The 22,123-nt window shown below is 57.1% G+C and carries 18 protein-coding genes; 10 read left to right on the forward strand and 8 right to left on the reverse strand.

Annotated elements, in window-relative coordinates:
- The first annotated feature begins 8 nt into the window (after positions 1–8).
- Entirely contained in the window at positions 9–632 is a 624-nt protein-coding gene (locus tag A8O29_RS18810; protein WP_125352674.1) for a TRIC cation channel family protein, read from the forward strand.
- Between the two features lie 46 nt (positions 633–678).
- Here A8O29_RS18810 and erpA read toward each other — a convergent pair whose 3' ends face one another.
- Together erpA and clcA are read right to left on the reverse strand one after the other, a co-directional pair.
- Positions 679–1,023, reverse strand: coding sequence for an iron-sulfur cluster insertion protein ErpA (erpA, locus tag A8O29_RS18815; protein WP_110510828.1), 345 nt, complete (start codon positions 1,021–1,023; stop codon positions 679–681).
- Positions 1,024–1,100: 77 nt separating this feature from the next.
- The gene (clcA, locus tag A8O29_RS18820) at positions 1,101–2,528 is read right to left on the reverse strand and encodes a H(+)/Cl(-) exchange transporter ClcA (RefSeq protein WP_125352672.1); all 1,428 of its coding nucleotides are present in this window, start codon (positions 2,526–2,528) and stop codon (positions 1,101–1,103) included.
- A gap of 178 nt (positions 2,529–2,706) precedes the next feature.
- On the opposite strand from clcA, the gene hemL reads away from it, so the two are divergent.
- The gene (gene hemL, locus A8O29_RS18825; protein ID WP_125352670.1) at positions 2,707–3,987 is read left to right on the forward strand and encodes a glutamate-1-semialdehyde 2,1-aminomutase; all 1,281 of its coding nucleotides are present in this window, start codon (positions 2,707–2,709) and stop codon (positions 3,985–3,987) included.
- A gap of 77 nt (positions 3,988–4,064) precedes the next feature.
- Here hemL and fhuB read toward each other — a convergent pair whose 3' ends face one another.
- From fhuB to hrpB, 6 genes are all read right to left on the reverse strand, one after another.
- Positions 4,065–6,047: a Fe(3+)-hydroxamate ABC transporter permease FhuB gene (gene fhuB / locus A8O29_RS18830; RefSeq protein WP_125352668.1), complete on the reverse strand. Its 1,983-nt coding sequence runs from the start codon at positions 6,045–6,047 to the stop codon at positions 4,065–4,067.
- A complete protein-coding gene (gene fhuD, locus A8O29_RS18835) occupies positions 6,044–6,934 on the reverse strand; it encodes a Fe(3+)-hydroxamate ABC transporter substrate-binding protein FhuD (protein ID WP_125352666.1) in 891 nt (296 codons plus the stop codon). Before fhuD ends, fhuB begins: the two co-directional genes overlap by 4 nt.
- Entirely contained in the window at positions 6,934–7,731 is a 798-nt protein-coding gene (gene fhuC / locus A8O29_RS18840; protein WP_110510824.1) for a Fe3+-hydroxamate ABC transporter ATP-binding protein FhuC, read from the reverse strand. Before fhuC ends, fhuD begins: the two co-directional genes overlap by 1 nt.
- Before the next feature lie 49 nt (positions 7,732–7,780).
- Positions 7,781–9,991, reverse strand: coding sequence for a ferrichrome porin FhuA (fhuA, locus tag A8O29_RS18845; protein ID WP_125352664.1), 2,211 nt, complete (start codon positions 9,989–9,991; stop codon positions 7,781–7,783).
- A 270-nt stretch (positions 9,992–10,261) separates the two neighbouring features.
- Positions 10,262–12,805: a bifunctional glycosyl transferase/transpeptidase gene (gene mrcB, locus A8O29_RS18850; RefSeq protein WP_125352662.1), complete on the reverse strand. Its 2,544-nt coding sequence runs from the start codon at positions 12,803–12,805 to the stop codon at positions 10,262–10,264.
- Between the two features lie 153 nt (positions 12,806–12,958).
- Entirely contained in the window at positions 12,959–15,388 is a 2,430-nt protein-coding gene (gene hrpB / locus A8O29_RS18855) for an ATP-dependent helicase HrpB (RefSeq protein ID WP_125355787.1), read from the reverse strand.
- 73 nt (positions 15,389–15,461) lie between these two features.
- Here hrpB and thpR point away from each other — a divergent pair, with 73 nt between their 5' ends.
- From thpR to panC, 8 genes are all read left to right on the forward strand, one after another.
- A complete protein-coding gene (thpR, locus tag A8O29_RS18860) occupies positions 15,462–15,992 on the forward strand; it encodes an RNA 2',3'-cyclic phosphodiesterase (protein ID WP_125355785.1) in 531 nt (176 codons plus the stop codon).
- Positions 15,993–16,004: 12 nt separating this feature from the next.
- Positions 16,005–16,730, forward strand: coding sequence for a DNA/RNA nuclease SfsA (sfsA, locus tag A8O29_RS18865; RefSeq protein WP_125355783.1), 726 nt, complete (start codon positions 16,005–16,007; stop codon positions 16,728–16,730).
- 155 nt (positions 16,731–16,885) lie between these two features.
- Entirely contained in the window at positions 16,886–17,341 is a 456-nt protein-coding gene (gene dksA, locus A8O29_RS18870; RefSeq protein WP_110510818.1) for an RNA polymerase-binding protein DksA, read from the forward strand.
- 64 nt (positions 17,342–17,405) lie between these two features.
- On the forward strand, positions 17,406–18,260 hold the full coding sequence (gene gluQRS / locus A8O29_RS18875) for a tRNA glutamyl-Q(34) synthetase GluQRS (protein WP_125355781.1): 855 nt from the start codon (positions 17,406–17,408) through the stop codon (positions 18,258–18,260).
- Positions 18,261–18,354: 94 nt separating this feature from the next.
- Positions 18,355–19,752 (forward strand): polynucleotide adenylyltransferase PcnB, encoded by a 1,398-nt coding sequence (gene pcnB / locus A8O29_RS18880; RefSeq protein ID WP_110510816.1) that lies wholly within the window; start codon positions 18,355–18,357, stop codon positions 19,750–19,752.
- Positions 19,749–20,228, forward strand: a complete 480-nt coding sequence (gene folK / locus A8O29_RS18885) for a 2-amino-4-hydroxy-6-hydroxymethyldihydropteridine diphosphokinase (RefSeq protein ID WP_125355779.1) — start codon at positions 19,749–19,751, stop codon at positions 20,226–20,228. The genes pcnB and folK overlap by 4 nt, the downstream gene beginning before the upstream one ends.
- Positions 20,229–20,303: 75 nt before the next feature.
- Positions 20,304–21,095, forward strand: a complete 792-nt coding sequence (gene panB / locus A8O29_RS18890) for a 3-methyl-2-oxobutanoate hydroxymethyltransferase (RefSeq protein ID WP_125355777.1) — start codon at positions 20,304–20,306, stop codon at positions 21,093–21,095.
- A 10-nt stretch (positions 21,096–21,105) separates the two neighbouring features.
- Positions 21,106–21,969 (forward strand): pantoate--beta-alanine ligase, encoded by an 864-nt coding sequence (panC, locus tag A8O29_RS18895; protein WP_125355775.1) that lies wholly within the window; start codon positions 21,106–21,108, stop codon positions 21,967–21,969.
- Positions 21,970–22,123 lie beyond the last annotated feature (154 nt).

Consider the following 22,123-nt stretch of genomic DNA (forward strand, 5'->3'; position numbering starts at 1 on the left):
ACGCATCAATGCTTGTCTATTGGCTGGATATTGTGGGTACCGCCGTATTTGCCATTTCCGGGGTTCTGCTGGCCGGTAAGCTGCGCATGGACCCCTTTGGCGTGCTGGTGCTCGGCGTGGTCACTGCGGTGGGCGGCGGAACGATCCGCGATATGGCGCTGGCGCACGGCCCGGTCTTCTGGGTAAAAGATCCCACCGATCTGGTGGTGGCGATGGTCACCAGCATGTTGACCATTTTGCTGGTGCGTCAGCCGCGTCGTCTGCCGAAATGGATTTTGCCGGTGCTGGATGCGGTCGGCCTTGCGGTGTTTGTCGGGATCGGCGTGAACAAAGCGTTTATTGCCGGAACCGGCCCGCTGGTCGCTATTTGCATGGGTGTGATAACGGGCGTCGGCGGCGGGATTATCCGTGACGTTTTGGCGCGCGAAGTGCCGATGATCCTGCGGACCGAAATCTACGCCACCGCCTGTATTCTGGGTGGGATCGTGCACGCCACCGCGTATTACACCTTCCAGATGTCACTGGAAAATGCGGCCATGCTCGGCATGCTGGTAACGCTCGGGATTCGTTTGGCGGCGATTCATTGGCACTTAAAACTGCCGACGTTCGCGCTGGATGAGAATAACAGATAATTTTTTGCCCGGCGGCGCAACGCTTACCGGGCAATAGCAAGCGTGATTAAACGCTGAAGGAAGAACCACACCCGCAGGTGCTTTTGGCATTCGGGTTAGTCACGATGAAACGCGAACCTTCCAGACCTTCGGTGTAATCCACCGAACCGCCTACCAGATATTGCAGGCTCATCGGGTCAACGACCAGGCCGACGCCTTCTTTCTCAATGGTCATATCACCATCGTTAATCTGATCGTCAAAAGTGAAGCCGTACTGGAACCCGCTGCAACCACCGCCGGTGATATAGACGCGCAGTTTCAGGTTTGGATTCTCTTCATCCGCAATCAGGTTTTTTACTTTGCTGGCGGCCGCATCAGTAAACTGCAGGGGCAGCGCTACGTCATCACTCATTTCACACTCCGGTTAATTCGCACTGGCTAAAGTCTCGCCAGGTCTTTTGCTCATTATCCAATACCTGACTAAATCGTTCAAGTATTCTCCCCGACGGCCTGTTTTTCTTTCTCCTCTTTCTCTGCCTTTTCGGCTTCCTGCTTGGCAAGAGTTCGGGACAGAATCGAGGAGTACAGCGGTTTCCCGCCCAGGAACTGGGCTAATAGTGTTGCGCCAAGACAGGTAATAATCATTGGCAAAATGAGCTGATAGTTGTCTGTCATTTCCAGAACTAACACGATACCGGTCAGCGGCGCACGCACAGATGCCGCGAACAACGCGCCCATCCCAGCGATGGCAAAGGTGCCCGGCTCCAGATGATAGGCCGGGAACCACGCCGTTGCCGCCATGCCGAATGCGGTGCCGAGCAGCGTGCCGAGCGCCAGCATCGGGGCAAAAATGCCGCCCGGTGCGCCTGACGAGAAGCACAGTAGCGTCGTCACGACGCGCGCAATAAAGATAAACATCAGCAGGCCGACGGTGTAATGTCCCGCCGCCGCGATAGGAATGAGGTTGAACCCGCCGCCTGCCGCTTCCGGCTCAATCAGCCCGAGCACGCCGCAGATACCGCCGAGCAGGCCGCCAATCAGCACCCATTTTTTGATATCGCCGCCGTGAATACGCTGGAACAAATCCTGAGTACGCAACACCAGGTGATTAAACAGCGGTCCAACGCAGCCGAAAATCATCCCCAAAACCAGATACAGCCACAGGGTGTTTACCGGTGCATTCGCGAGCTTCCCGACTTCAATCACGGCGGTTTCACCGTTGAAGATGCGGAACACTACGCTGGACATGATAACGCCGATGAAGACGGCCTTAACCGAAATCAGGTTGTAGCGGAACTGCGGGCGCATCTCTTCGATGATAAAGAGAATGCCCGCCAGGGGAGCATTGAATGCGGCCGCCAGACCCGCCGCCGCACCGGTTGCCAGCAGCGAGTGACGCGCCTCTGCGGTACGCACACGGAAAATATCCAGCACCATGCGGCCAATATTGCCACCGAGCTGCACCGTCGGGCCTTCACGCCCGAGCACCATTCCGGCCCCCAGCGTGCCCATACCGCCGATAAATTTCACCGGAATGACGCGCCACCAGCGAACCGGGCGCAATTCTTCAAGCGCGCCTTCGATTTCAGGAATGCCTGAACCGCCCGCTTCCGGGGCGAAACGACGCACCAGGATATAGCCGACCATCGCCAGCAACCCGGAAAGAATAAAGGCCAGCGGCCAGACTAAAAACCAGTGATCCGCCACCTGCGCCAACGTGCCAATGCGCACGTGCTGCACCCAGTTAACGGCTTTTTCAAAAGCGACGCCCACCAGGCCGGCTAAGGTGCCAACCAGTGCGGCCATCAACAGGATGGCTAATGGTGTTTTATCCCTACGAACTAAACGGCGTACCGCATCCCCGCGGCGCAATCGAACGATTTGCTGTGATTCAAAAGAGGGAGTTTCTGCTTTCATGCCATTATCATTAATTGCCAGGACGAATTGCAGATTGCATTGTAACCACCCGATAGCGGCACGTCGCGTTAAAATTCCTTCATTATTACATTGTTTCGATTGGGCAAAACTTTCATAACCTTCCGGGAATAAATTAGAATAGCCCGCTAACACGCTTTCTACGAACCAGGAACCTCGAATGAGCAAATCTGAGAATCTCTACAGTGCGGCCCGCGAACTGATCCCCGGCGGCGTCAACTCGCCGGTCCGCGCCTTTACCGGCGTCGGCGGTACCCCACTGTTTGTCGAACGTGCCGACGGCGCGTATCTGTACGATGTGGATGGTAAAGCCTACATCGACTACGTCGGTTCCTGGGGCCCGATGGTGCTCGGCCACAACCACCCTGCCATTCGTAACGCGGTGATTGAAGCGGCATCACGCGGTCTGAGCTTCGGCGCGCCGACCGAAATGGAAGTAAGAATGGCGGCGCTGGTGACCGAACTGGTGCCGACCATGGACATGGTGCGTATGGTGAACTCGGGCACGGAAGCGACCATGAGCGCTATTCGTCTGGCTCGCGGCTTCACTGGCCGTGACAAAATCATCAAATTCGAAGGCTGCTATCATGGCCATGCCGACTGCCTGCTGGTGAAAGCCGGTTCCGGTGCGCTGACCCTCGGCCAGCCAAACTCTCCGGGCGTTCCGGCGGATTTCGCCAAACACACCCTGACCTGCACCTATAACGATCTGGCGTCCGTGCGTGAAGCGTTCGAGCAGTATCCGCAGGATATCGCCTGCATCATCGTCGAACCAGTCGCGGGCAACATGAACTGCATTCCACCGCAGCCGGACTTCCTGCCGGGCCTGCGTGCGCTGTGTGACGAATTTGGCGCGCTGTTCATTATCGATGAAGTGATGACCGGCTTCCGCGTCGCACTGGCGGGCGCTCAGGATTACTACGATGTGGTGCCTGACCTGACCTGTCTGGGCAAAATTATTGGTGGCGGGATGCCAGTCGGTGCCTTTGGTGGCCGTCGCGAAGTGATGGACGCGCTGGCACCAACCGGTCCGGTTTACCAGGCGGGAACGCTGTCCGGGAACCCGATTGCGATGGCTGCCGGTTATGCCTGTCTGACTGAAGTCGCTCAGCCAGGAATTCACGAAACCCTGACCAGCCTGACCAACCAACTGGCGGAAGGCCTGCTGCGTGCGGCGCGGGATACAGGTATTCCACTGGTTGTGAATAACGTGGGCGGGATGTTCGGCCTCTTCTTCACCGATGCGAAAACCGTGACCTGCTACCAGGACGTGGTGAAGTGCGATGTGGAACGCTTCAAGAAATTCTTCCATCTGATGCTGGAAGAAGGCGTGTATCTGGCGCCGTCAGCGTTCGAAGCGGGCTTTATGTCCGTGGCGCATACCGAGCAGGATATCAACAACACCATCGACGCGGCGCGTAAGGTGTTTGCAAAACTGTAAAGCTGGATGCCGGGCGGCGCTACGCTTGCCCGGCCTACAACATGTAGCCCCGGTAAGCGAAGCGCCACCGGGGAAAATTACCGGCTCTGCTTCCTCAGCAGATAAATAAAGTACGGCGCACCGATAAACGTCGACAACAGCCCGGCCGGGATTTGGTACGGGAACAGCACCATCCGCCCGCACCAGTCAGCGATCACCAGCATAATCCCCCCCACTAACGCAGACAGAATCATGTGCGGCATCGTCCGCCGGAAGCCCATCATGCGTGCAATATGCGGTGCCATCAGGCCAATAAAGCTCAGCGGACCAATGGTCATGGTCGCCGTCGCCGTCAGGCTGGCAGCCAGCAGCAGCAGCGCCACGCGCGTCGGGGTCAGCGCCATGCCTACCGCACGGGCAGTATCGCCCCCGAGCGGCAGTATCATCAGCCAGCGGCGACACAGCGGCGTCAGTGCCAGCAGCACAATCATCACCAGTCCGGTGTGCAGCACCTGCTCGTAAGATGCGTTATACGTCGAGCCTGAAATCCAGGTGAGGATCTGCGCCATGCGTGGATCGCCGCTCGCCTGCAACATCATCAGCAGCATCGTAAACGCGGTGCTAAGCGCCATCCCGGCCAGCAGCATTCTGTGCGGGGAGAATCCGCCCCGCCCTGAGGCAATCAGGATAATCATCAGCGTCACCGCCGCGCCCAAACTTCCCGCCGGCAGCAGCCAGCCAAAGGCATTGCCCGGCACGAAGAACAGCATCAGCACCACGCCAAACGCCGCGCCGGAGGAAATCCCCAGTACTTCCGGGCTCGCCATCGGGTTGCCGGTCAGACGTTGAATAATACAGCCCGCCACCGCCAGCATGATCCCGGCAATCAGCGCGGCCAGAATTCGTGGCGCACGCCATTCCATCAGCGCATTCAGTAAATCGCCCGTAGCCCAGTGCCAGCCCTGCGCGTCCCGGCCGAGCGACAGCGCCGCCAGCATGATAATCAGCAACACGCCGCATCCAGCCAGCGCCCAAACCTTTACCCGCTGGCGTTCAGCCGCCACGCGATCGCCCGCGTCCATCGCCGGAGCGCTCATGCTACGCAGACGCGGCAGCAGCCACAGCAACAGCGGAGCGCCAATCAGCGCGGTGACCGAGCCGGTAGAGACTTCCATCCACACCTGTGCGAGCCACAAAATCAACTGATCGGAAAGCCAAAGAATCAACGCCCCAATCAGCGGAGCCAGGATCAGACGCGAAAGCAGACGTCGCGCACCGAGCATTTTTGCCAGCAGCGGCGCGAACAGGCCGATGAAGCCGATAATGCCCACCGCATTCACCAGCAGCGCGCTGATAACAATCGCCAGCGTCAGCGCCCCGAGGCGGGCCAGCGACAGCGCCAGGCCCAAATTGCGCGCCACGCCGTCGTCGAGCCCCATCAGGGTTAACGGGCGCAGCAGCAGAAGTGTGAGCATCACGCCGCCGAGCAGCTGCGGCCAAAGATGCTGCACTACGCTCCAGTCGGTTTGCGTCAGCGTGCCGGTACTCCACAGGAACATGCTTTGCAGCTGGTCGTGATGGAAAATCACCAGCAGCTGGTTCACCGCGCCGCAGTACATGCTCACCACCAGCCCGGCGAGGATCAGCGTCACCGGCGACAAACGCTTGCCCCAGGAAACGCCAAACACCAGCGCACCAACCACACAGGCTCCCGCCAGTGCCGCAAATTGCGTTGAGAATGCACCCGGAACGGCCCACAGCGTGGTGATGGTGATGCCCAGCTGCGCACCGGTGGCGACGCCGAGTGTCGTCGGTTCGGCGAGCGGGTTACGTAAAACTTGTTGGAACAGGACGCCGACCAGCCCAAGCCCGACCCCCACAAGCAGCGAGATAACCAGCCGCGGCAGCAAGCTGTAGTGGAACAGCATCTGGCGGATGCTATCGATGTTCGGCTGCCACAGCGCTTCACGCCACTGGGCACGCGGCAGCGCCACGTTAAAGTTGTGCCAACTCAACCACGCCGAGGCGATAAATAGCACGCAGAGAATGAGCGCCGGGAAACGCGCGATGCGTTGGCTCATGCTTTGCCTCCCAACGCGTTATCGAGAATGCGGATAAAATTCATCACCGATAGCGTCGCGCCGTAGAACCATACGGCGGGCACACGCTGGAAGCGCTGCTGACGCACAAACGGCATCGCCTGCCACAGCGGCGTCGCCATCAGTTTTTGCATGTCAGCTTCGTTGCCGTGATCGAAACAGATAACGTCCACGTCTTTGAACTCGCCCAGTCGGTCGATGCCGACCACCTGGCTGCCCCAGAAGTTGGTTTCGCCCTGCCAGGCATTCACGATCCCGTAATCATCCAGGATTTGCTGGAACAGGCAGTTTGGACCGAAGGCCAGCACATGGCGGGTATCGAGCAGCGTGACCATCAGCAGCGGTCGTCCGCCACGCGCGGCAAAACGCGGTTTATGCTGCGCCACAAATTCATCGAATTGGGTGAGATGCGTGTGGGCCTGTTTTTCCATGCCCAGCAGCTGGCCCATTTCCACCAGCGACTGGCGGGCATTCGCCAGCGGATGTTTGCCGTCGCTGAAGTTGAAACCGCGGCCCGGCGCGATACGCGCCAGTTTTTCCGGCGACGGACCATAGCCGGCCGACCACACCATGTACGACGGTTTCATTTCGGTCAGCAGTTCGAGATTGGGTTCGGTACGCAGGCCAACGTCAATCACTGACGCAGGCAGCGCCGGTTCATTGACCCACAGAGTGTAATTGGGAATGTCGGCCACGCCGTAGGGCGTTACGCCCAGCGCCAGCAGCAGTTCTACCGGCAGCCATTCGAGGGCCACGATACGGTGCGGATCCACCGTCGCGGCGTGCGCACTTTTCATCTGCCAGAGCAGCGGAGACAGCGCCATTGCCGTCAGTAAACGACGACGGCTTATCGAGAGGGAATCATTCATCAGTAAACAAAGCTTACCGGGGCAGCACCCGCCGGATGCGGCAGGATCCCCATCGGAATTCCGTAAATTTTTTCCAGCGTTTCGCCGCGCATCAGCGTTTCCGGCGTGCCCTGGGCAATCATTTCGCCGCCGCGCAACGCCACCAGATAGTCGCAGTAGCGCGCCGCCATGTTGATGTCATGCAGGACCGCAATCACCGTCAGACCGCGTTGCTGACTGAGGCGATGCACTAACGCCAGAACGTCGACTTGATGCGCGATATCCAGCGCCGATGTCGGTTCGTCCAGCAGCAGACAACGGCTGTCCTGGGCCACCAGCATCGCAATCCACGCGCGCTGACGTTCGCCACCGGAAAGGCTGTCCACCAGACGCTGGGCCAGCGGTTTCAGTCCCACCAACGAAATCGCTTCTTCCACTTTCTCGCGGTCCGCTGCGCCAAAACGCCCCAACGCGCCGTGCCACGGATAGCGGCCAATTGCCACCAACTCGCGAACCGTCATCCCTTCTGCCTGCGGCAACTGCTGAGGCAGATAAGCCACCTTGCGGGCAAACGCTTTGCTGTTCCAGCTTTCCAACGGTTGTCCGTCCAGTAGAACATCGCCTTCTGACGGCGGCTGGTGACGGCCCAACATTTTTAACAGCGTGGATTTCCCTGAACCGTTATGGCCGATAAGGCCGGTCACTTTTCCGGGCGGGAAGGTCAGCGAAAGCGGGTGCAGCAGCGTACGGCCTGGCACACGAAAGGTGACATCGTTCAGGGCGAACGTGGTGTCGGTCTGAGTTGTGGTGTCCTGCATAGCGGCCAACTTGTTAAAAGGGCACGGCGAACCGTGCCCAAAGAGGAGATTAGAAACGGAAGGTGGCTGTCGCCACAACCTGACGCTCTGCGCCCCAGTAGCACGCGTATTCGCTGTAGCAGCTGGAGACGTAATCACGATCAAACAGGTTGGTGACGTTCACGCCCACCGACGAGCCCGGCAGACCGAAGCGTGCCAGATCGTATTTCACGGTCGCGTCCATCAGCGCATAGCCTGCCACGTTGAACGACTGATTTTTCTTTTCAATATCATTCTTATAGTAGCTGACGGTAGAACCGATATAGCGTGCTCCGGCCCCTATCGTCAGGCCACTGAGGGCTGTTTCGTGAAAAGTATAATCCGCCCATAATGAGGCCATATTACGTGGCACTTCTGCAGGACGTTTGCCCTCGAAAACCGTATCATGCGTATATTCGGCATCGGTATAGCTATAAGCCGCTGTCACATTGATATTGGCGTTTACCGCCGCCTTAGCTTCCAGCTCTACGCCACGGGAGCGAATTTCACCCGTTTGCACACTGTACAACCCCGTAGGGTCGCTCGGATCCGCCGTCAGGTTCTTATCCTTGGTCAGCTGATACACCGCAGCAGTTAACACTATTGGCTTGTCTTTCGGTACGTATTTAACACCCGCTTCGTACTGTTCGCCATTCGATGGATCAAATGGCTTGCCGTTACGTGTCGTCCCAGAAACGGGTTCAAATGATTGGCTGTAGCTTAAATACGGGGAAATACCGTTATCGAACAGATAGTTCAGGCCACCACGCCAGGTGAATTGCTGATCGTGATTTTCATCCAGAACACCGCTAGAGCGTGTCAGAGTTGAAGCCATAGCGTAGTCATAACGACCACCCAATGTCAGTACCCATTTATCCCATTCAGCCTGATCCTGTGCGTATAAACCAGTCTGCTCCATACGATTAACTACTGCATAAGGCCAGTTAACTTTGACGTTAGGATCTCCGTAATGCGGATCTTGCATCGAAATAGGATCGGCAGAACCATATTCGGCATCCACGTCATTACGCATACGTGAATAATCCACGCCGGTTAACAACGTGTGATTAACCGCACCAGTAGCAAAATCGGATTGCAGCTGAGTATCTACGGTAAACATATTAAGGTCTTCGTCAGAACGAACATACTGACGATTAATAAGACCTGGAGCCTGATACCCGAACCCATACACAGAACGATAAAGCGTGTTCACCTGGGCGTAACGCAGGTTCTGACGAACGGTGAAGGTGTCGTTAAATTCATGCGAGAAGCTGTAGCCCACCATCTTCTGACGTCGAGCCATTTTGTTATCTGGCTCGCCTTCATTGAAGTCGGTCGGCAGCTTATGCGCTTTCCCGTTGGCATCGTAGTACGGCACCACCGTTCCTTCACGCGGCAGCCAGCCGTAGTAACCCGCATCGGGATCGCTCTGGAAGTTGCTCAGGAAGGTAAAGTCGGTTTTATCATCCGGGCGCCAGCTGAAGGACGGAGCAATCGCGTAGCGGGTAGATTTCACCATTTCCTGCTGCGCGTTCTGACTGCTGCCCAGACCCGTCAGGCGGTAAGACCACACGCCGTCGTCGTCAATCGCATCGCTGAAGTCAAAACCGGTCTGCCACAGGTTGTTAGTGCCCATTTTGAACTGAACTTCTTTCAACGGTTCAGTGGACGGACGCTTGCTGACCATGCTGACGATACCGCCCGGGTTACTGTTTCCGTACAGTACTGAGGTTGGTCCGCGCATCACTTCCACGCGCTCCAGGAAATACGGGTCCATGGAAACCTCAGAGTAGTTATTTCCCTGAAGTTTCATGCCGTCGAGGTACTGGTTGGTGTTGACCGTGGACGAGGTGGTAAATCCACGGATTGTAACCACATCATAAGTCGTCGAACTACCTCGAGTTGAAAACACGCTCGGCGTATAGGCCAGCGCTTGTTTCACCGTGGTCGGCTGCTTCATGTCCATTTCTTCACGCGTCACAACTGAAATCGACTGAGGGGTCTTTTCAATCGGGGTGTCGGTTTTCGTGGCGGTGGCGGAATGTTTAGCGGCGATGGTGGCCGCTGGGCCCCACGCGCTTTCCTGCGGCGCCGCAGGGGCGGCCGTCACGGTAATGGTTTCTTCTTTAGGTTGTGTTGCTGCCTGTGCCTGGACAGACATGCCGCTAACCGCTGTGGCTACTACCCATGCGAGCTTGCGCACTGAGGTATTCATTGGCTGAGCAGTGTTGAGACGCGCCATTATTGTTCTCTGATGATATTGAGTGAATGATAACGTAAACGAGAATTATTATTATGCCCGCAGAATAATAGGCGAAACGCGGAAGTCATGGCAAGCGGAATACGCCCCTACCAGAATTGAGGGTTTAAAAAATAACCTGATGGTAAGTAGGGAGTTAAAGGAAGGTTAAAAATTACCCCTCACCCCGGTCCTCTCCCTCAAGGGGCGAGGGAAAATACCGGACAGTCCCCTCTCCCGTGTGGGAAGAGGGTCAGGGTGAGGGGTAAGGTCTTAGTTACCGCCGAACATATCTTTAATCCAGCCCGCTACACCGTCGCTTTTTTCCTGCTTCGCTGGCTGCTGTTGCTGCTGTTGTTGAGGCTGCTGCTGTGGCTGCTGCTGCGTTTGGCCGCCGAACGGATTTCCGTCCTGCTGCTGTTGTTGCATCGCCTCGCTCTGCTGACACAGCTGATCCGGATTCGTGGTCCAGACCGGCAGCTGACGCATACCCGCCCCATTACAGATAAAGTTGCCGTTGTCGTCGACGCTCATATTGACGATATCTTCCGGCGGCGTCAGATCCAGTGGGATCGGTGACTCGTTGGACAGATAACGCTGATAAATGGACATCGCACCACTGGCCCCATACAGCTTGGTTGGCTGGTTGTTATCGCGGCCAACCCAGGTGATCACCACTTCACGACCGTCAACCCCGGCAAACCAGGTATCAACGTTGTTATTGGTGGTCCCGGTTTTACCCGCCAGATGCAGATTAGGGTACTTCGCGCCAAGCTGACGACCGGTACCGCGCTGCACAACCTGCTGCATGGTCCACAGCGTCATGTAGGCCGCCTGTGCCGGAACGGCACGTTCAGCCTGCGGATAGCTCTGGTACAGCACGGTGCCATCTTCCGCAATGACCGAACGCAGCGCGGACAGCGTCGCACGGTTACCGCCGCTGGAGATAGTCTGGAACGCCTGCGCCACTTCGATTGGCGTCAGGTTCAGTGCCCCAAGAATCATCGCCGGAACAGGATGCAGCTGATCTTTCGGCACACCGAGTTTTTGCCAGGTATCGGTGATCGCTGGCAGGCCAAGCGCCATCCCGAGGTTCACCGTCGGTACGTTCATCGAACGGGTCAACGCGTCGACTAACATTACCTGACCGCTAAAGCGCTTATCATCGTTCTGCGGCGACCAGGTCTGGCCGTTCGACAGATGAATCGTGACTGGCGCATCGGCAATCCAGGTGTTCAGACGATAAGTATTCGCCTGACTCAGCGCGGTCAGATAGGTCGCCGGTTTTGCCAGAGAACCAATCGAACGACGCGCCTGCATCGCGCGGTTATAGCCCGCATACTGCGGCTCTGCACCGCCAACCATCGCCCGGACTTCGCCGGTCATACGGTCGACAATCACCATCGCGGTTTCGAGGTCGCTCAGCTTGCGCTGCTTCTTCAGGACAGGAATGCCTTCGGTCGCCGCTTTTTCTGCCGCATCCTGCGCCACGGAATCGAAGGTGGTAAAGATTTTCACACCGGAAAGATCTTTCACCTTGTCACCGAGCTTCGCCTGCAGCTCCTGACGCACCATCTGCATAAACGCAGGCTGTGGAGAAATTACCCCACCGCGCGGCTGCACGCCCAACGGACGCGCGCTGAGCATGTCATACAGCTCCTGATCGATAACCTTCTGCTGTTGCAGCAGGCGCAGGACCAGGTTACGACGTTCCAGTGCGAGTTTCGGGTTACGCCACGGGTTGTAAATTGACGCCCCTTTCACCATGCCCACCAGCAGCGCCTGCTGGTCAAGGCTCAGCTCTTCCACCGGGCGGCCAAAGTAGTACAGGCTCGCCAGCGGGAAACCGCGGATTTCGTTGTCGCCGCTCTGACCGAGGTACACCTCGTTCATATACAGCTCAAGGATCCTGTCTTTGCTGTAACGGGCATCCATGATCAGCGCCATGTACGCTTCGTTGGCTTTACGCCAGTAGGAGCGTTCGCTGGAGAGGAACAGGTTTTTCACCAGCTGCTGGGTCAGGGTACTTGCGCCCTGCACCGTACGGCCCGCCGTCAGGTTCGCCAGTACCGCACGCCCCATCGAGTAGAAGCTGATGCCGTCATGCTCGTAGAAGTGACGATCTTCGGTCGCAATCAGCGTGTCGATCAGCAAGTCCGGGAACCCACTGCGCGGCACAAACAGACGCTGCTCGCCGTTAGGCGATGACATCATGGTGATCAGACGCGGATCGAGACGGAAGAAACCGAACTGGCGGTTGTTATCCATATTGGTAATGGAATCCAGATGATCGCCATCAAAGGTCAGACGCGCGCGCACCTGCCCTTCTTTACTGTCCGGGAAATCAAACGGACGACGGATCATCTCGATGCTGTTGGACTGCACGGTAAACTCGCCCGGACGGGTCATCGCCGTCACCTGACGGTACTGCGTCGCCGTCAGCAGTCGCACCATCTCATTCTTGCTGACGGGCATATCCGGTTCGAGGTTAACCATACGGCCGTAAACCGCCGCCGGCAGTTGCCATACTTTACCGTCGATTCGGGCACGGATTTTCTGATCCAGATAGACGCCGTAAATGGCCATCAACACCGCAAAAACGATGCCCAGCTTTACCAGCAGCCAGAACCAGCCGTACTTGCGACGGGGCTTCTTGCCCTTACCTTTTCCATTACGCGGCATCGGCTCTTCATCCTCATCATCGTAATCATCATCGTCGTACTCTTCGTCCCTGAGACGACGACGGCTAACCTTCTGCTTAGCCGGACGTGCAGGCTTGCCTTTACGTCCAATCGGCTCGCGGTCATTCCCCGCCATACTTTTTCTCCGCTAAATTCAGGCGTAAGCGCCTGATTCTCTTTCCTTTCACAACATGGTGAAAGAAGAAATCTCTCAAAATAAACGTGCTTACTCCCTCTCCCTGTGGGAGAGGGTCGGGGTGAGGGCATCAGGCCGCACCGTTCCCCAAAACTACGAATACTTTTTCGTGCGCCGCGTCGGTGCCGTGCTCGCCGGGTCATCCGGCCAGACGTGTTTCGGGTAGCGCCCTTTCATCTCTTTCTGCACTTCGCGGTAGGCGCCCGCCCAAAACGCACTGAGATCGCGCGTAATTTGTAACGGTCGCTGCGCAGGAGACAGGAGCTCCAAAACCAGCGCCACGCGGCCTTGCGCGATCGTCGGCGTACTCGCCTCACCAAACATTTCCTGCATTCGCACCGACAAAACCGGTGGATTATCCGCATCATAACGCAGGGCAATCCGGCTTCCGGTCGGCACAGTGTAATGCGTGGGTAGCTCACTATCCAGACGTTGTCGTAATGACCAGGGCAGTAAACCCTGTAATGCCTGGGTGACATTCAGCGCCTTCAGGGCTTTCAGCGAATGTACGCCGGTCATGTGCGGCAGCAGCCAGGACTCGAGCCCGGCCAACAACGCGTCATCATCCACCGCGGGCCATTCCTCTTCGGACAGCCAACGGGCGGCGCTCTGAATACGCAAGCGTAGCTGCTCCGCTTCTGGCGTCCAGTTAAGAATGCTCAGACCTTTATCACGCAGGCCGTTGAGCATCGCCTGATGCAGTTCCTCTTCGGAAGGTTTCGCCAACGGCTGCACCTTTACTGTCAATTGTCCGATACGGCTACGGCGCCAGGCTTTCAACGTACCCTGGTTTTCATCCCATTCGATGGTGTCGGACTGCGAAAGCAGTTCAGGACATTCGGCCACCAGCGCGTCGATGTCGAGCGCCAGCGCCTGTAAAATTCGTGCATCCGGCGACTGGCTGCCCTGTAATAGCAGCGGCGCAATCAGCCATTCATGGCGACCCAGCGCATCGTCGGCATTCAGCATCGCACCCATGCCGTTCGCCAGCTGGTAACGCCCTTCCTGACCGCGTCGACGCGCGATGCGATCGGCAAACCCGTGTGCCAGCAGCGCAGTTATGCGCCCTGCATCAGGCTGCCCGGATGGCTTATCAATGCGCTGACTGAGCGCTTTGGCGCGCTGCTGCCAGTTCGGCTGATTGCGGGAAAAGGCCATGCCGAGGTCAGCATTGCCGCCGCGCGGTGGCTCTTCCAGAATCGCGGCCAGTTTGGCCGCGGTCGCCACCTCGTCTGGAGAATCTGCCGCCACCAGCATCGACGCCAGACGCGGATCGTTGCCGAGAGTCGCCATCTTCTGCCCTTGCGCCGTCAGCTGTTTGCCGTCGAACGCCCCCAACTGGGACAACAACGTGCGCGCAGCCGCCAGATTAATGGCAGGGGGTTGATCCAGCCAGTTCAGCTGCGCCGGATCCTGACAGCCCCACTGCAACAGTTCGAGCACCAGCCCGCATAAATCGCTCTGCAAGATTTCCGGCTCGCCCTGCGCCGCCGCGCGTTCAGCCTGCTCTTTGCCCAATAAGTGAAGACAAATCCCCTGCTCCAGTCGCCCGGCACGACCTGCCCGCTGGATCATTGACGCCTGGCTGACGCGCTGAGTGATCAGGCGAGTCAATCCGGTACGCGGGTCGAAACGCGCCACGCGTTCCTGAGCGCAATCGACGACCAGCCGGATACCTTCAATGGTCAGGCTGGTTTCTGCGATGTTGGTCGCCAGCACCACTTTGCGCAGCCCTTTTTCTGCGGGCAGGATTGCCTTGCGCTGTTCACTTAACGACAGCGCCCCGTACAGCGGGCAAAGCACCACGTCGGTGCCTACCCGCGCGGCAAGCTGGTCCTGTACGCGCTGGATTTCACCCACGCCGGGTAAAAACAGCAGCAGCGAGCCCGCTTCGTTACGCAGCAGTTCCGCCGTGGCCGCCGCCACCGCTTCATCAAAACGCTGATGGGTGGCCAGCGCCTGATAACGTCTATCCACCGGGAACGCGCGGCCCTCTGACGAAATTACCGGTGCGTCGGGTAACAGCGTTTGCAAGCGCACGTTATCCAGCGTCGCGGACATGATCAGCAGTTTTAAATCGTCGCGTAGCCCGTGCTGTACATCGAGCAGCAGCGCCAGGGCCAAATCAGCCTGCAAGCTGCGTTCGTGAAATTCATCGAGGATAACCAGCCCGACGCCGCTCAGTTCCGGGTCGCGCTGGATCATGCGGGTGAGAATGCCTTCCGTCACCACTTCGAGGCGGGTATTTTTACCGACACAGGTTTCGGCGCGCATCCGATAGCCCACGGTGTCGCCCGGCTTCTCGTTCAGCAGTTCCGCCAGCCGCTGAGCAACGTTTCGCGCCGCCAATCGGCGCGGTTCCAGCAGGATAATTTTGCCCTGAATGCCGCCGGATTGCAGGATTTGCAGCGGCAGCCAGGTCGATTTACCGGCCCCGGTGGGCGCGTTCAGCAGCACCTGGGGCGCAGTATTGAGCGCCTGGAGAAGTTCAGGAAGGACAGAGGCGACCGGCAATGACGACACAAAGGGCTCCAGTGGGTGACTTTAAATGGCCCGGCATTGTAGCATTGCGCTAAATCATTACCGAGACCCTGGCATGCCCGAACCCAAAAGACTGTTTTTCGCCCTTGAGCTTCCCGATGACGTGCAGCAACAGATTATTCACTGGCGCGCCGCGAACTTCCCCGCCGACAGCGGGCGTCCGGTAGCCGCCGCGAATTTACATCTGACGCTGGCGTTCCTTGGTGAAGTGAGTGCGGATAAACAGCGGGCGTTAGAGACGCTAGCCGGGCGCATTCGCCAGCCGGGTTTCAGCTTAAATCTCAATGATGCCGGACAGTGGCTGCGTTCACAGGTGGTGTGGCTCGGCACGCGCCAGCCGCCACGCGGGTTATTACAGCTGGCGAATATGCTGCGCGCTCAAGCGGCCCGCAGCGGCTGTTACCAAAGCCCGCAGCCATTCCACCCGCACATAACGCTGCTGCGCAATACGGCGACCGCCGTGCCTATTCCCGCGCCGGGTTTTAGCTGGCAGGTACCCATTTCTGAATTTGCGCTGTATGCCTCTGAATATTCCCGCGGACGCACCCGTTATACCCGGCTTACGCGCTGGACTCTTACCGAATAACAAGGAATCGTCATGCAGTTTCTGCCGCCGTTAAAACACGCCCGCCTTATTCAGCGCTATAAACGTTTTCTGGCCGACGTTATCACCCCGGAAGGTGAAGAATTAACTCTGCATTGCCCAAACACTGGCGCGATGACCGGCTGCGCCACGCCAGGCGATACCGTCTGGTATTCGTTTTCGGACAGCAAAACGCGTAAATACCCGCATACCTGGGAAATCACCGAGACCCAAACCGGGGCGTTTATTTGTGTCAATACGTTACGGGCTAATCAGCTGGTAAAAGAAGCAATACAGGCAGATGTCATTCCTGAATTGAAGGGCTATAGCGTGTTGAAAAGCGAAGTGAAATACGGTTTTGAGCGCAGCCGGATTGATTTCATGTTAGAGGCGGAGGATCGTCCTAACTGCTATATTGAAGTGAAATCGGTTACGTTAGCGGAACAAGAGTATGGTTATTTCCCCGATGCGGTGACTGAACGTGGTCAGAAGCATTTGCGAGAGTTGATGGGCGTGGCGGCCTCAGGCGACCGTGCCGTGGTGTTATTTGCGGTACTTCACTCTGCCATTACCCGTTTTTCACCCGCGCGCCACATCGATCCGAAATACGCGCAATTGTTAAATGAGGCACAAAACAAGGGGGTCGAAATTCTGGCTTATAAAGCGGAACTTTCTGCCGATAATATCACTCTGAAAGAGCCGTTGCCGGTGGTGCTATCACCGGTCTCAATGGTTGAGTAATAAATGTGCTGGTCGCGTGCGCAAATACGCTTTTCCTCACAGGGTTGTCAAGTGTAACGTTTAGACAATTGCTATCCTGAAAAGCTTCTGCTATTTATAGCGGCCTGATTTTTCCCCCACATGGGGATCGATAGTGCGTGTTAAGGAGAAGCAACATGCAAGAAGGGCAAATCCGTAAAACATCGTCCCTGAGTATTCTCGCCATCGCTGGGGTGGAGCCATACCAAGAGAAGCCGGGTGAAGAGTATATGAACGAAGCCCAGCTGTCTCACTTCAAGCGTATTCTTGAAGCGTGGCGTAACCAACTCAGGGATGAAGTTGATCGTACCGTGACGCATATGCAAGACGAAGCAGCGAACTTCCCGGACCCGGTAGACCGTGCCGCACAGGAAGAAGAGTTCAGCCTCGAACTGCGTAACCGTGACCGCGAGCGCAAGCTGATCAAAAAGATCGAAAAAACGCTCAAGAAGGTTGAAGACGAAGATTTCGGTTTCTGCGAATCCTGCGGAGTTGAAATCGGTATCCGTCGCCTGGAAGCGCGTCCGACTGCCGATCTGTGCATCGACTGCAAAACGCTGGCGGAAATCCGCGAAAAGCAGATGGCTGGCTAAGCCACTCGTTTCGCATAACATCACCATGGCGGGAGTTTTCTCCCGCCTTGTTCATTTTTGGCATATGGCACATTCAGATTATATCGGGCGCTTTGCCCCTTCCCCCTCTGGCGAACTCCATTTTGGCTCACTGATTGCTGCGCTTGGCAGCTATTTGCAGGCCCGTGCCCGTCAGGGAAAGTGGTTAGTGCGTATTGAAGATATTGATCCTCCCCGTGAAGTTCCCGGTGCTGCAAACACCATTCTGCATCAGCTGGAACATTATGGCCTGCATTGGGATGGCGACGTTGTGTGGCAATCTCAACGTGATGACGCCTATCGTGAACGGCTCGACTGGCTGCGCGAACAGGGGCTGAGCTATTACTGCACCTGCTCCCGCGCGCGTATTCAGAGCGTGGGCGGTATTTACGACGGCCACTGCCGGGAACGGCATCTCGGCCCGCAAAATGCGGCGCTGCGTTTACACCAGACTCAACCGATATTGCAGTTCGACGATAAACTGCGTGGCACGATTGTCACCAACGAGCCGCTGGCGCGGGAAGATTTTATTATTCACCGCCGCGATGGGTTGTTTGCCTACAATCTTGCCGTAGTGGTCGACGATCATTTTCAGGGCGTGACGGAAATCGTGCGCGGCGCAGATTTAATTGAGCCGACGGTGCGACAAATTTCGCTGTATCGCCATTTCGGCTGGACCGTTCCGCACTATATTCATCTGCCGCTGGCGGTGAATAGCGACGGCAATAAGTTGTCGAAACAAAATCATGCGCCTGCGTTATCAACCGGCGACCCGCGCCCGGAATTAATCCGGGCATTACTGTTTCTTAATCAGGCTATTGTTAATGAGTGGCAAGACATGACACTCGAGGATCTGCTGAAAAATGCGGTGCAAAACTGGAACCTTTCATCAGTTGCATAAATGGAGCATTCTCAAATGCCTCTTGCTGAGCTATGATTAGCCGCTATTTTTTTGTCCTCATGACTTCCGACTGACTTGAAAACCGAGGTGCAACATTTTTACCCGAGTCGCTAATTTTTGCCGTAAGGTGCTTACCCGTGAAGAAACCGGGGCTGAAACCGTTGAGATAAAACCAGAAATGACGGTTATTCCGCGTGAGCAGCACGCTATTTCCCGCAAAGATATCAGTGAAAATGCCCTCAAGGTGCTCTACCGTCTGAACAAAGCGGGCTACGAGGCTTACCTCGTGGGCGGCGGCGTGCGTGATTTGCTGCTGGACAAAAAACCCAAAGATTTCGATGTGACCACCAGCGCCACGCCGGAACAGGTGCGTAAACTGTTCCGCAACTGCCGTCTGATCGGCCGCCGTTTCCGTCTGGCCCACGTGATGTTTGGCCCTGAAATCATTGAAGTGGCGACTTTCCGCGGCCATCACGAAGGCACGCCAGACGATCGCGCCACCTCACAGCGCGGCCAGAACGGCATGCTGCTGCGTGACAACATCTTCGGTTCCATCGAAGAAGATGCCCAGCGTCGCGACTTCACCATCAACAGCCTTTACTACAGCGTGGCGGATTTCACCGTCCGTGATTTCGTCGGCGGTATGCGCGATTTGCAGGACGGCGTGATTCGCCTGATTGGCAATCCGGAAACCCGCTATCGTGAAGATCCGGTGCGTATGCTGCGTGCAGTGCGTTTTGCCGCCAAGCTGAATATGCGTATCAGCCCGGACACCGCCGAGCCGATTCCACGCCTGGCCACTCTTATCAACGACGTGCCACCGGCGCGCCTGTTTGAAGAATCTCTGAAGCTGCTGCAGGCAGGTTACGGTTACGAAACCTATAAACTGCTGCGCGAATACAGCCTGTTCCAGCCGCTGTTCCCGACCATCACCCGCTACTTCACCGAAAACGGTGATAGCCCGATGGAGCGCATCGTCAGCCAGGTATTTAAAAACACCGATACCCGCATTCACAACGACATGCGCGTAAACCCGGCGTTCCTGTTTGCCGCAATGTTCTGGTATCCGCTGCTGGAAACCGCACAGCGCATTACCCAGGAAAGCGGTCTGGCCTATTTCGACGCCTTCGCCATGGCAATGAATGACGTGCTGGACGAAGCCTGTCGTTCGCTGGCCATTCCGAAACGTATTACCGCGCTGGTGCGTGATATCTGGCAGCTGCAGCTGCGTATGTCCCGTCGTCAGGGCAAACGCGCATGGAAGCTGATGGAGCATCCTAAATTCCGCGCCGCCTACGATCTGCTGGCGCTGCGTGCCGAAGCGGAAAACAACCACGAACTGCAGCGTCTGACGCAGTGGTGGGGTGAATTCCAGGTGGCTGCACCACCGGCGCAGAAAGATATGCTCAACGGTCTGGATGAAGAACCGGCTGCGCGTCGTCGCCACCGTCGTCCACGCAAGCGTGCGCCTCGTCAGGGCGGCACCGCGTGACACGCGTTTACCTCGCCATCGGCAGCAATCTGGCTTCACCACTCGATCAGGTGAATGCGGCGATTGCTGCCCTCGGTGACATCCCGCAAACCGCCGTCGTGGCGGTTTCGTCGTTTTATCGCACGCCGCCGCTGGGTCCACAGGATCAACCTGACTATCTCAACGCCGCCGTGGCACTCGATACCGACCTCGAACCCGACGCATTGCTGGATAACACGCAACGCATCGAACTCGAACAGGGCCGCACCCGCAAAGCCGAACGCTGGGGACCGCGCACCCTGGACCTCGACATCATGCTGTTTGGTGAGCTAACGCTGAACACCGAACGCCTGACGGTGCCGCATTACGACATGCACAACCGCGGCTTTATGCTGTGGCCGCTGGCGGAAATCGCGCCAGACCTCACCTTCCCCAACGGCGCCTCGCTGACCACACTGCTGCAACGCCTTAACTGTACGAAACCTGCTCACTGGTAAACGGTAAAACCATTGCCCCGGTCTATCTGACTGATACAATGCCGCTAGATTCGGCTTTCGTTATCAGGAAACGCTATGAAACCCACCACCATCTCCCTGCTGCAGAAATGCAAACAGGAAAAGAAACGCTTCGCCACGATCACTGCCTATGATTTCAGCTTCGCGAAACTGTTCGCCGATGCCGGGATCGACGTCATGCTGGTCGGTGATTCATTGGGTATGACCGTTCAGGGCCACGATTCGACGCTGCCTGTCACCGTCGACGATATCGCTTACCACACCCGCGCTGTGCGCCGTGGGGCGCCGAACTGCCTGCTGCTGGCTGACCTGCCGTTTATGGCTTACGCCACGCCGGAACAGGCCTTTGATAATTCAGCCGTGGTGATGCGCGCCGGTGCCAATATGGTGAAACTCGAAGGCGGGGCCTGGCTCGCGCCAACCGTGAAAATGCTGGCAGAACGCGCCGTGCCAGTGTGCGGCCATCTTGGTCTGACCCCACAGTCGGTTAACGTCTTTGGCGGCTATAAAGTTCAGGGTCGTGGCGATGCCGCACAAACCCTGTTTGACGATGCGCTGGCGCTGGAAGCCGCAGGCATTCAGCTGTTAGTGCTGGAATGTGTGCCGGTCGCACTGGCAAAACGCATTACCGACGCGCTGACCATTCCGGTTATCGGTATCGGGGCCGGGAACGTCACTGACGGGCAGATTCTGGTGATGCATGACGCCTTCGGCATTACCGGCGGCCACATCCCTAAATTTGCGAAAAATTTCCTGACTGATGCAGGCGACATGCGCGCCGCGGTGCGGCAGTATATTGCCGAGGTCGAGTCCGGAGTCTATCCGGGCGAAGAACACAGTTTCCATTAAGGAGTTTGTTGTGTTGATTATCGAAACCCTGCCGCTGCTGCGCCAGCATATCCGTCGCCTTCGTCAGGAAGGCAAACGCATCGCACTGGTGCCAACCATGGGCAACCTGCACGACGGTCATATGAAGCTGGTTGATGAAGCGAAAGCCGCTGCCGATGTGGTGGTGGTCAGTATCTTTGTGAACCCGATGCAATTCGACAGAGCCGACGACCTGGCTCGCTATCCGCGTACCTTGCAGGAAGACAGCGAGAAGCTGAACAAGCGTAAAGTTGATTTCGTGTTCTCCCCTGCCCCGGCGGATATTTATCCGCAGGGTACGGAGACTCAAACGTTCGTCGACGTGCCGGGCATTTCTACCATGCTGGAAGGCGCAAGCCGTCCGGGCCATTTCCGTGGCGTCTCCACCATCGTCAGCAAGCTGTTTAACCTGGTTCAGCCGGACGTCGCCTGCTTTGGCGAGAAAGATTTCCAGCAGCTGGCGCTGATCCGCAAGATGGTGGCCGATATGGGCTATGACATCGAGATTATCGGCGTGCCAACGGTACGCGCGAAAGACGGTCTGGCCCTCAGTTCCCGCAACGGCTATCTCACCAGCGACCAGCGTAAAATCGCGCCGGGCCTGAGCAAAGTGATGAATGCCATGGCGGAAAAACTGCGCGAAGGCGATCGTGCTCTGGAAGAGATGATTACGCTGGCAGAACAAGATTTAAACGACAAAGGCTTCCGCGCCGACGACATTCAGATCCGCGATGCGGATACGCTTTTAGAACTCTCAGAAACCAGCCAGCGGGCGGTTATCCTGATGGCGGCATGGCTTGGCCAGGCGCGTCTTATCGATAACAAAACGGTGGAATTAACCCAGAGTGCCCAATAGATTTCAAGTTGCAGAAAGGCGGCAAGTGAGCAAATCCGATGAGTTTACTTAAGTAAATGATTCGGGTTTGCGAAGACAGCCAACGCATCTGCAGCTTGAAAGATGACGGGCATGGACAGGGGTTAAAAAACGGGCAATACTGCGCCAATAAGTT

Source organism: Scandinavium goeteborgense, assembly GCF_003935895.2.
Classification (GTDB): Bacteria; Pseudomonadota; Gammaproteobacteria; order Enterobacterales; family Enterobacteriaceae; genus Scandinavium; species Scandinavium goeteborgense.